This is a genomic window from Catenibacterium sp. AM22-6LB (genome assembly GCF_003435615.1).
Classification (GTDB): Bacteria; Bacillota_I; Bacilli_A; order Erysipelotrichales; family Coprobacillaceae; genus Catenibacterium; species Catenibacterium mitsuoka_A.
Map to the genome: position 1 here is coordinate 18925 of NZ_QTUM01000029.1, position 10301 is coordinate 29225.

12 protein-coding genes are annotated in these 10301 nt (G+C 34.8%); all 12 read left to right on the plus strand.

What is annotated here, in order from left to right; all coding sequences use genetic code 11:
• The first annotated feature begins 84 nt into the window (after positions 1–84).
• The 12 genes from DW269_RS07525 to scpB all read left to right on the plus strand — a co-directional run bounded on the left by DW269_RS07525 (position 85) and on the right by scpB (position 10235).
• Positions 85–648, plus strand: coding sequence for a DUF402 domain-containing protein (locus tag DW269_RS07525; protein WP_006506926.1), 564 nt, complete (start codon positions 85–87; stop codon positions 646–648).
• Positions 629–1075: a tRNA (adenosine(37)-N6)-threonylcarbamoyltransferase complex ATPase subunit type 1 TsaE gene (gene tsaE, locus DW269_RS07530; RefSeq protein ID WP_117459219.1), complete on the plus strand. Its 447-nt coding sequence runs from the start codon at positions 629–631 to the stop codon at positions 1073–1075. The genes DW269_RS07525 and tsaE overlap by 20 nt, the downstream gene beginning before the upstream one ends.
• On the plus strand, positions 1068–1673 hold the full coding sequence (tsaB, locus tag DW269_RS07535; RefSeq protein ID WP_117459220.1) for a tRNA (adenosine(37)-N6)-threonylcarbamoyltransferase complex dimerization subunit type 1 TsaB: 606 nt from the start codon (positions 1068–1070) through the stop codon (positions 1671–1673). Before tsaE ends, tsaB begins: the two co-directional genes overlap by 8 nt.
• Positions 1664–2101, plus strand: a complete 438-nt coding sequence (gene rimI, locus DW269_RS07540; RefSeq protein WP_117459221.1) for a ribosomal protein S18-alanine N-acetyltransferase — start codon at positions 1664–1666, stop codon at positions 2099–2101. Before tsaB ends, rimI begins: the two co-directional genes overlap by 10 nt.
• On the plus strand, positions 2101–3114 hold the full coding sequence (tsaD, locus tag DW269_RS07545; protein ID WP_022424246.1) for a tRNA (adenosine(37)-N6)-threonylcarbamoyltransferase complex transferase subunit TsaD: 1014 nt from the start codon (positions 2101–2103) through the stop codon (positions 3112–3114). The genes rimI and tsaD overlap by 1 nt, the downstream gene beginning before the upstream one ends.
• The gene (locus DW269_RS07550; protein ID WP_022424247.1) at positions 3107–3751 is read left to right on the plus strand and encodes a redox-sensing transcriptional repressor Rex; all 645 of its coding nucleotides are present in this window, start codon (positions 3107–3109) and stop codon (positions 3749–3751) included. The genes tsaD and DW269_RS07550 overlap by 8 nt, the downstream gene beginning before the upstream one ends.
• Before the next feature lie 5 nt (positions 3752–3756).
• Positions 3757–5142: an asparagine--tRNA ligase gene (asnS, locus tag DW269_RS07555; protein WP_117459222.1), complete on the plus strand. Its 1386-nt coding sequence runs from the start codon at positions 3757–3759 to the stop codon at positions 5140–5142.
• 42 nt (positions 5143–5184) lie between these two features.
• Positions 5185–6612: a metallophosphoesterase gene (locus DW269_RS07560; protein ID WP_233502459.1), complete on the plus strand. Its 1428-nt coding sequence runs from the start codon at positions 5185–5187 to the stop codon at positions 6610–6612.
• Positions 6609–7988 (plus strand): NAD(P)-dependent oxidoreductase, encoded by a 1380-nt coding sequence (locus DW269_RS07565; RefSeq protein WP_117459224.1) that lies wholly within the window; start codon positions 6609–6611, stop codon positions 7986–7988. The genes DW269_RS07560 and DW269_RS07565 overlap by 4 nt, the downstream gene beginning before the upstream one ends.
• 118 nt (positions 7989–8106) lie before the next feature.
• Positions 8107–8910, plus strand: coding sequence for a folate family ECF transporter S component (locus DW269_RS07570; RefSeq protein WP_117459225.1), 804 nt, complete (start codon positions 8107–8109; stop codon positions 8908–8910).
• A gap of 10 nt (positions 8911–8920) precedes the next feature.
• Positions 8921–9658 (plus strand): ScpA family protein, encoded by a 738-nt coding sequence (locus tag DW269_RS07575; protein ID WP_022424251.1) that lies wholly within the window; start codon positions 8921–8923, stop codon positions 9656–9658.
• Entirely contained in the window at positions 9645–10235 is a 591-nt protein-coding gene (gene scpB / locus DW269_RS07580) for an SMC-Scp complex subunit ScpB (protein ID WP_006506915.1), read from the plus strand. The genes DW269_RS07575 and scpB overlap by 14 nt, the downstream gene beginning before the upstream one ends.
• The last annotated feature ends 66 nt before the right edge of the window (positions 10236–10301 follow it).

Below are 10301 nucleotides of genomic sequence, written 5' to 3' on the forward strand. Positions count from 1 at the left end.
TTATTTAGGAAAAAACAGGTGAGGTTTATGTACATTTCACCTGTTTTTTGCTATGATATTCGATAGGTTGAAAGAGGTTTGATTATGAAGAATTCATTAGTGGGGCAGGATGTGCTCATCCATTGCTATAAACATGACGGTAAACCACATCGTACGTGGTCACGCTGTAAGATATTAGAAGAAACAGATCGCCATTTTATCGGTATAAATAATAATACATTAGTTACAGAATCAGATGGTCGTTCCTGGGTCACTAAAGAACCAGCTATCTGTTATTTTCCTAAGGATAGATGGTATAATGTCATTTGTATGATTAGAAGTGATGGTATCTATTATTATTGTAATATTGCCTCTCCTATATTATATGATGGAGAAGCACTTAAATATATTGATTATGATTTAGATTTAAAGGTATGGCCTGGCTATCGATATAAGGTATTAGATGAAGGTGAATATGCGGCTCATCGTATTAAATATCAATATTCAGATGAATTAGATGAGATATTCCATGAACAGCTCAATCGTTTGATTGTGATGACGATGAATGCATCTGGCCCTTTTCGTGCAGGATTTGCCCAGGAGTGGTATAATAAATATCAGCAGATGATGAAAAATAGAGGAACTAAAAATGATAAACTTAAAAAATGAAGCTGAAATGATTGCTTTTGGTAAACGTATTGGAGAAACAATCTTTCCCCATTCTATTATCACATTAACAGGTGATTTAGGGGCCGGTAAGACTACATTCACAAAAGGAATTGGACAGGGACTTGACATCAAGAAGATCATCAATTCTCCTACTTTTACTATTGTGAAGGTTTATTCTGGACGTATGACTCTCTATCATTTTGATGCATATCGCCTAGAAGGGGCAGATGATGATTTAGGATTTGAAGAGATGTTTGAAGATGATGGCTTATGTGTGATTGAATGGCCACAGTTTATTGAAGACATTATTCCAGAAGAAAGATTAGAAATAGAAATAATAAAGAATGAAGATGAAACACGTTCTTTAAAGCTTCATCCTATCGGTGAAAAGTATGAGAACTATGTGAGGGAGGTTACACATGATTAGTTTAGTGATGGATACATCAAATAGTTATTTAGCTGTAGGCTTATTTCAGGATAATGTGTGTCTAGAAGCCTTCCAGGAAAAAGGTTCTAGAAGACAATCAGAAAAAGCAATTCCTACATTAAAGGAAGTGCTTGATCGTCATCATATTGCATTAAAGGATGTCAATGAAATGATTATCACATCCGGACCTGGCTCTTATACAGGTGTCAGAGTGGCTATGACTATCGCCAAGACACTTGCTGCAGTATCTAATGTAAAGATTAAATCTGTTAGCTCTTTAGCCGCTTATGCAGGTATGAATCAGGCATTAAGTGTTATTGATGCAAGAGGACATAAGGTCTTTGTTGGTGTTTATGAAAATGGTCTTCCTTTAATGAAAGAACAAGTGATGACTTTAGAAGACTTTGCACAATTACGTGCTGAATATGAAGACTTTGAACTTGTAGGTGAAGTAGGCTGTCTTGGATTAAATGAAAAAGAATGTGATCTTTGTGCTAATATTTATGCATTAGGTCAGATGGCTGATCCAATCAAGAATGTTGATCTATTAGTACCAACTTATATTAAAGATGTTGAGGCTAAGAAAGCATGTTATTAAGAGAAATGCAGGAAGAAGATCTTGATGAAATTGAAAGACTAGAAGGGGTATTATTTACCCCTGCCTGGTCTAAAGAAGATTTTCTTCATGAATTAAAGACAAATGATTATGCTCATTATTATGTTCTTGTAGATGACAAAATTGTTGGTTATGCAGGATTCTGGTATGCTTATGAAAACTGTGAACTGACTACAATTGGTATTGATCCAAATTATCAGGGAAAAGGTCTTTCTAAGTTATTGATGGATTATGGATTAAAAGAAGGACATAATAAAGGATGTATGAATTATAGTTTGGAAGTACGTGTATCAAATGAACGTGCGATTCGTTTATATAAGAAGTATGGCTATGAGATATGTGCTATACGTAAAGATTATTATGCAGACCATGAGGATGCCTATCTCATGGTAAGAAAGGAGGAAAAATAATGGCTGTTATTCTAGCTATTGAATCAAGTTGTGATGAAATGAGTGTTGCAATCCTTAAGGATGGAAAAGAGTTATTAAGTCATGTTGTTGCATCACAGATTGATATCCATAAACAATATGGTGGTGTTGTTCCAGAAATTGCCAGTCGTAAACATGTTGAATGTGTCAGCACTGTTTTAAAGGAAGCACTTAGTCAGGCAGATATTTCTATTGAGGAGATTGATGCAATTGCAGTCACTAAAGGACCAGGACTTGTAGGTTCTTTGCATGTTGGAATGCAGGAAGCCAAGACATTGGCTATTTACTTAAATAAGCCTTTGATTGGTGTACATCATATTGCGGGGCATATTTATGCCAATGAACTAGTAAATGATATTGAATATCCTGCAATGGCATTAGTTGTTTCAGGAGGACATACAGAACTTGTTTATATGAAAAAAGAATTCTCTTTTGAGGTCATTGGTACAACATTTGATGATGCTATTGGTGAAGCCTATGATAAGGTAGGACGTGTTTTACATCTTCCATATCCTGGAGGACCTGTATTAGATAAAATGGCACATGAGGGAACTCATAGCTACACACTTCCTAAACCACTTGATGATGGAAGCTATAACTTCAGCTTCAGTGGCTTAAAGAGCGCTGTCATCAACTTAAAGCATAATGCAGACCAAAGAGGAGAGGAAATCAATGGCAATGACTTAGCCTGCTCATTCCAGGATGTGGCTATGGATACGATTGCTTCTAAAGCTTTAGCAGCTGCTCATGATCTTGGTGTAAAGCAGATTATTGTAGCAGGTGGTGTAAGTGCCAATAAAGGTCTCAGAGAAAAAATGAGTACAAGTGATATTCCTGTTATTTTTCCACCATTGAAGTATTGTACAGATAATGCAGCAATGATTGCATCTGCTGCAAGTATCATGTATAAATATAATATGTTTGCCCCTTTGGACTTATCTGTTAAGCCGGATTATGACTTGGAGGCGGAAAGTGTAGGAGATAACTATGAGTAATGAAAAGAAACAGAAAATTTCACGTGCGACGATGACACGTTTTCCTGTTTATTTGAAGGCTTTAAGAGTTATGGGACATGAAGGTAAAGAAAACTTCTTATCGAGTGAACTTGCAGAAGTTACTCATATCCAGGATACGACTATTCGTCGTGATTTTGGCTTTTTACCTCAGAAGAATACACTTGGTAAAAGAGGCTATGGTTATGATACAAAAGAGATGATTGAAACGCTCAGTGATTTCTTAGGTTTAGGACTTGATGAACCTATTATTCTCATTGGTGTAGGTAACTTAGGTTCAGCTATTTTGAAATATAACCGCTGGAAATATACAGTGGGACAGATTGTCTGTGCTTATGATAAAGATGCTAATATTGAAGGTGAACGTTTTGGTGTTAAGATTCATAAGAGTGACGATTTGGAAAAGACATTCCCTAAGGACTGTAAGATTGCGATTCTCGCAATTTCTGATAATGTACAGGAAATGGTGGATCGTTTAGTGGCATTAGGGATTAAAGGCATTGTAGACTTCACCCACTCTCATTTCATTGTACCTCAGGGAGTAGAAGTACAGAATGTGGATGTTGTTGTCGCAATACAAGAATTAGAATTAAAAATGAAATCAAATACAAAGGAGTAAGAAGGATGTTTGAATTTATGACAGTAAGAGAACTTTATGAAATCTGTCGTGCAGATAACGCTGTAGAAACAGATAACGTAGAGTATGTAGAATTAGAAGGATGGGTAAGAACAAATAGAGATAGTGGTAAACTAGGATTCATCGCATTAAATGATGGTTCTTATTTTAGAAACTGCCAGGTTGTTTACTTAAAAGAAAAATTAAAGAACTTTGATGAAGTTTCACATATCTCAACTGGTTCAGCTATTCATGTATTAGGTAAATTAAAATTAACACCTGATGCAAAACAGCCATTTGAAGTAGAAGCCACTGAAATTATTCTTGAAGGTGACTGTGATAGTGATTATCCATTACAGAAGAAGAGACATTCTTTTGAATTTATGAGAGAAATCCCTCATTTAAGACCAAGAGCAAACTCATTCTATGCTATCTTCAGATTAAGATCTGTATTATCTATGGCTATTCATGAGTTCTTCCAGGATCAGGGATTCGTATATGTACATACACCACTCATTACATCTAATGATGGTGAAGGTGCTGGAGAAATGTTTAGAGTCACAACTATTGATGATACTGATTTCTCTAAGGATTTCTTTGAAAAAGAAGCTTACTTAACAGTAACAGGACAGTTACATGTAGAAGCATTCGCTATGGCATTTAGAGATGTATATACTTTTGGTCCTGCATTCAGAGCTGAAAACTCAAATACATCAAGACATGCCAGTGAATTCTGGATGGTAGAACCAGAAATCGCATTTGCGGATCTTGAAGATGATATGTGTTTAATTGAAGAAATGGTTAAATATTGTATTCAGTACTGCTTAGATAATGCTCCAGAAGAAATGAAATTCTTTGAACAGATGGTTGACCATGATTGTATCAACCGTATCACAAAGGTTAGAGATTCTCACTTTGCACGTATGACTTATACAGAAGCTATTGATCATCTATTAAAAGCTGATGTGAAGTTTGACAACAAGGTTGAATGGGGTATTGATTTAAATGCTGAACATGAACGTTATATCTGTGAAGAAGTTGTAGGTGGTCCTGTATTCTTAACAGATTATCCAAAAGAAATCAAAGCGTTCTATATGCGTTTAAATGATGACAACAAGACAGTTGCAGCATGTGACTTATTAGTACCAGGCATCGGTGAATTAGTTGGTGGTTCACAGAGAGAAGAACGTTATGATGTTCTTGAAAAGCTTATGGATGAAAAGGGCATGAACAAAGAAACACTACAGTGGTATATGGATTTACGCCGCTTTGGTGGATGTAAGCATGCTGGATTCGGTTTAGGTTTTGACCGTTTCTTAATGTATTTAACTGGTATGGCTAACATCAGAGATGTAGAACCATTCCCACGTACACCACGTAACTTAAAATTCTAAAAGACCACATACGTGGTCTTTTTTCTTAAAGGAAGTACTATTATGGATGAATTTAGTGGCATTAATGCTTTTTTTAATATGATTTATCATCATGACCGTGCTTTTTCTCGTGCTTTATTGGATTACCAATCTTTTAATGATTATCGACAGTGGTTAAGAAATCATCACATAGAATTTAAAGAACTTGATATGATTGATGAGTATTCATTCAGTATGATTCGTCCTGGTATGACAATCAAGGACGTATCTATGCTGACACATACTAATTTACAAGAAGGCTTACAACGTATCCGTTCTTTCCTTAAAGATAAGATTTTCTTATTTCTTATTCCTGGTATTAATAAAGAAATTAAAGACTATTCTTTTACAGGGGTGGACTATATCTTTACAATAAGCAAACCTTTTAAGCAGGAAGATTTGTCTTTCTTAGATCCATTTCCTGGACTACTCGAAGCTTTATTTTATGCAGATGAATGGCCTGGAGGACTCATATTTAATTCTAAACGTGCAGCCTTTTACCCATTACATAGTATTTCCCAGGCAAAGGCATTACAAAAGAGAATCGATGAGAAGACAATGTTTAATAAAGAAGGTCATTCTTCATTTATTTATCAGTTATCTGATTTACATCTAGGCCCTAAAAAGAAGCTGAAAGCAGTCTCTAACTTACTAGATTCATTAGATGAATGTGATCAATATGCACAGAGTTCTCATCAAAAGCAGGTCTTTATTACAGGAGATCTTATGAACTCTCCTAATACAAAGAATATGTATCAGGCCAATAGCTTTATGACAATGATTAGGAAGAGATATAAGGCAGATATCAGCTTTGTGTTAGGTAACCATGATATGATAGTAAAAGGCCTGAGTATTGGTGGAAGACAACGTACAAAAGTCATAGCCTATTTACTAGGTGAAAAGATCAAGGTTATAGAAAAAGATAAGATTGTACTTGTAAAGATAGATTCTAATGCTGGTGGTAACTTAGCTAGAGGAATGATCACAAGAAGACAATTAGACCAAATAGACTCAGAACTTGCAGGTATAGAAAATCTAGAAGATTATACGATTGTGGTCTTACTACACCATCATGTATTTAAAGTCTCTAAGTCAGACTTCTTAAAAATACAATGGCGTGAAAAATCTATATTTGGAACTATATTGGATAAATCTAAAGCACTTGTAGATGCTAATATGTTTGCCACATGGCTTCAACAGCGTCATATCAAATATGTGCTTCATGGTCATAAGCATGTGCCTTATTTCATGAATAAGAAAGGTACATACTATATCTCAGCAGGAAGTGCAACAGGCGGTTTAAAAGAAAGTGAAAGTCATTACTATTCTTATAATGTATTGCGTTATGATTATATGGATAAGAAGATGAAAACATGTCTGATCTTCTATGATGATAAAAAGAAATCAGAAAGGCAACGTGTTGAAGTATATTTAATGGAGGAAGATGAATGAAATTAGTTGATAAAATGAAAGATGAACGCTTAGGGATTGCGATTTTATATAATTTCTCTAAGGGATATGAAAAACCTGTTCCTATGGAACTTTATGATATTGTATTACCTTTTATCTATCATGATGCATTTAGAAAAGAAATTTTAAAGCATGAGACATTAAAAGATGTTATTGAAGCATCAATTGAAGCAGATCCACATTTTAAAGAAGTGATATTAGAAGCCGTTAATGATGATGAAGGCATTACTTCTAAAGCATTAGGTATGGCTATGATGGGTGGAATGCTCACATATGAGATGATTGATGGAAAAGTTTGTGGGAAATTACATGAAGCTGAAGTTTTAGACTTTAATGAATGTATTATTTTTGGTAAGATGATGCAGGACCATACAAAAGAAGAAATTTTTGATTTATTACATCAGGAACTTCGTATTGTCTTCTTGCAGGTAGAAACACTTGGAAAAGATGTGGATACACATATCTTTGATGATCTTGGAAGAGTGACTTATCATGAAAATGTAGACCAGTTAGATGTCATTTCTCTTTGTAAGGATGCAGATATTGTTATTACAAATAAGAATCTGTTTAGAAAAGTAGAAATTGACCGCTGTCCATATCTTAAGATGATTGCTGTTACAGCCACTGGTACAAACAACATAGATTTAGATTATGCAAAAGAAAAAGGAATCCGAGTAGCTAACGTAAAAGGATATTCTACTGAAGCTGTTGCCCAGCTTACTCTTGCATTATGTCTAGAACTTATTGAACATACATCACGCTATGATAGTTATGTAAAATCACAGCAATATGAAAAAGATAAGGTCTTCTCATTCTTTGGTTACTCGTTTCATGAATTATCTACTATGACTTGGGGAATTGTTGGTCTAGGCGCAATCGGTCAGCGCGTTGCACGTATTGCGGAAGCATTAGGATGTCAGGTGCAGTATTATTCTACAACTGGACATCATCAGGATGAACACTTCAAGCAGGTGGATTTTGATACATTACTTAAAACAAGTGACATTATTTCTATTCATTCACCTCTTACAAAAGAGACAGAACATTTATTTGATGCAGAAGCTTTCAAGAAGATGAAAGATACAGCTTATCTCATTAATGTAGGACGTGGTCCTATTATCGATGAAGAAGCATTAAGTGATGCATTAAATAATAACCTTATTGCTGGAGCAGGTTTAGATGTATTTGAAAAAGAACCACTTCCTTCAACAAGCCCTTTATATAGTGTTGATCCTCAAAAGGTCGTTTTCACACCACATGTTGCATGGGGTTCAGTAGAAGCAAGACATCGTTTGATTCTTGAAGTACGTGAAAACATTATCGCTTTTATTAAAGGCGAGGACCGTAATAACTGTTAAAAAAGAAAAGGAGGAGCCTATAAGAAGGCAAGTGTACGGTCAGAGATGATCGGAATTAACGTCTGTGGACTAGCGATAGGTTGAAACAGAAACATTTGTTTATTGTAGCATTTAAAAAATGATTCAAATTATTATTGTATGTATTTTAGTATTACTTGGTATTTACTGTTTTAAATTTTACCCATTAGAAAGAAGAAATACCAAAAAGCTCGCATTTAGTGCTTTAATTATTATCATCACATTGATTTTGAAGAGACTTACTATTATGGTACCGTTATTTGGTGCTGAAAGCTTAAAGATTGGTTTTGAATATATTCCTGTTATGTTAGCAGGTGTTATTCTTTCACCTAGTTATGCTTATCTCATTGGTTTAATTACTGATTTACTTGGTTTAGTGATATCCCCAACAGGATTCCCATTCTTTGGATTTACACTCAATCAGGTACTGATTGGTTTAATCCCATCATTGATTGCTGTAAAAGTAAAGAATGTAGATGGAAAACGATTCAGTAAGATTGTATGTCTCATGATTGCATTATTTGGAGGAGCAGGATCGCTTTTTGTTGCTTTACAAAAAACAATCTCTATCGGTAAAGTCATTTATACATTAACATTTTTACAAAAAGGTGTTATGATTGGGCTCTGCCTTATTGCCTCTATAGGTTTTATTTTGTTCATGTTGAAACGCACAAAGAATATGAAAGACAATGATGTGTCATTATTTGGTACTTGGCTATTAAGTGTTATTTTAGTAGAACTTGCAATTACATTCTGTTTAACACCTTTCTGGCTACAGATCATGTATGGCATTCCATTTGTGGTATCTGTAAGTATTCGTGTGATTAAGGCATGCTTTATTATTCCATTAGAAATCATTATTGGATTCCCATTATTGAAACAGATGGATAAATTATATAAATAGGAGTAAAGATATGGAATACCAGGTCACTGTAGACCAGTTTACTGGGCCGCTTGATCTTTTGCTTCATCTAATAAAAGAACATGATATGGATCTTCTTGATCTTGATGTAGCGGCTGTATGTGACCAGTATCTCGCTTATATTCAAACAATGGATCCTTCACTCTTAGAAGCTGTCTCTGAATATTTAGTTATGGCAGCCTGGCTTATTGAAATGAAAAGTAAACTATTACTTCCTAAGCCAGAAATAGATGAAGAAGATGATTACGAAGCAGAAAGAAAAAGAATGATTGAAAGACTGATTGAAAAGAACCGTATTAACGGTATCTTAGAAGCATTTGAAGCTTCTTATGACAAACGTCAGACAATGCATTCTAAAATACCTTCAGCACTTGAAGAATATCTTCCTAGTGGTGAGGAAACTATTCCTGAGGGAATGGAAGTATATGATCTCATCAAGGCAATGCAGAGAGTGATGCAAAGACGTGCATTACTCCAGCCCCTTGAATCAAAGATTGCACGTGTAGAAATATCTATTGATGAAAGAACTGAACAGATCAGAAGCTATTTCTTACGTCATAAAGATAAAACTGTTGATTTTGAAGACTTGTTTGATGAAGGAGATCGCTATTTTGCGATAGTAACATTCCTTTCTATTCTTGTCTTAGTGAAAAACAGTGAATTATTGATTACTCAGAGTGGTAATTTTGAAAAGATTTATTTGAAAGGAACAAGCTATGGACAAGAATGAGTATTTATCAGTCATAGAAGGTATGCTTTATATCTATGGTGATGAAGGTGTTACAATTAAAGATGTTGCGGAAGCATTAGAAATCACTAAGAAAGAAGCATATGAATTGATGGATGAATTACTCTCTCTCTATGCTTCTAAAACAGTTAAGGGTGTAGATATATGTGATTTTGGTGGTACTTATAAGATGGTCACATTGCCTCAGCATGATGTCTATTATAAAAAGATGATGACTACAAGTGGTAGAAAACTATCTAAATCAGCTTTAGAAACATTAGCTATTGTGGCTTATTATCAGCCTGTTACTAGAATTCGTATTGAAGAAATACGTGGTGTAGGCTGTGAATCAATGATTCGTAAGCTTTTAGCACAAGCCCTTATTAAAGAAGTAGGACGTGATGATTCACCAGGTAAACCAGTCTTATATGGTGTTACTGATGAATTCATGGATGCTTTTAACTTAAAAAGCTTAGATGAATTACCAGAACTTAAAGAAATTGAATCTGAATTTGATGAAGAAGATATCTTCAATACAAAATATCAGGAAAAGGTAGAAGAAAAGCCAGAAACGAATTAGTTTCTGACTTTTTTGTATGCCGGGCATGGCATATATCTAGGTGGTGAAAGTCCACTGTGGGGGCGA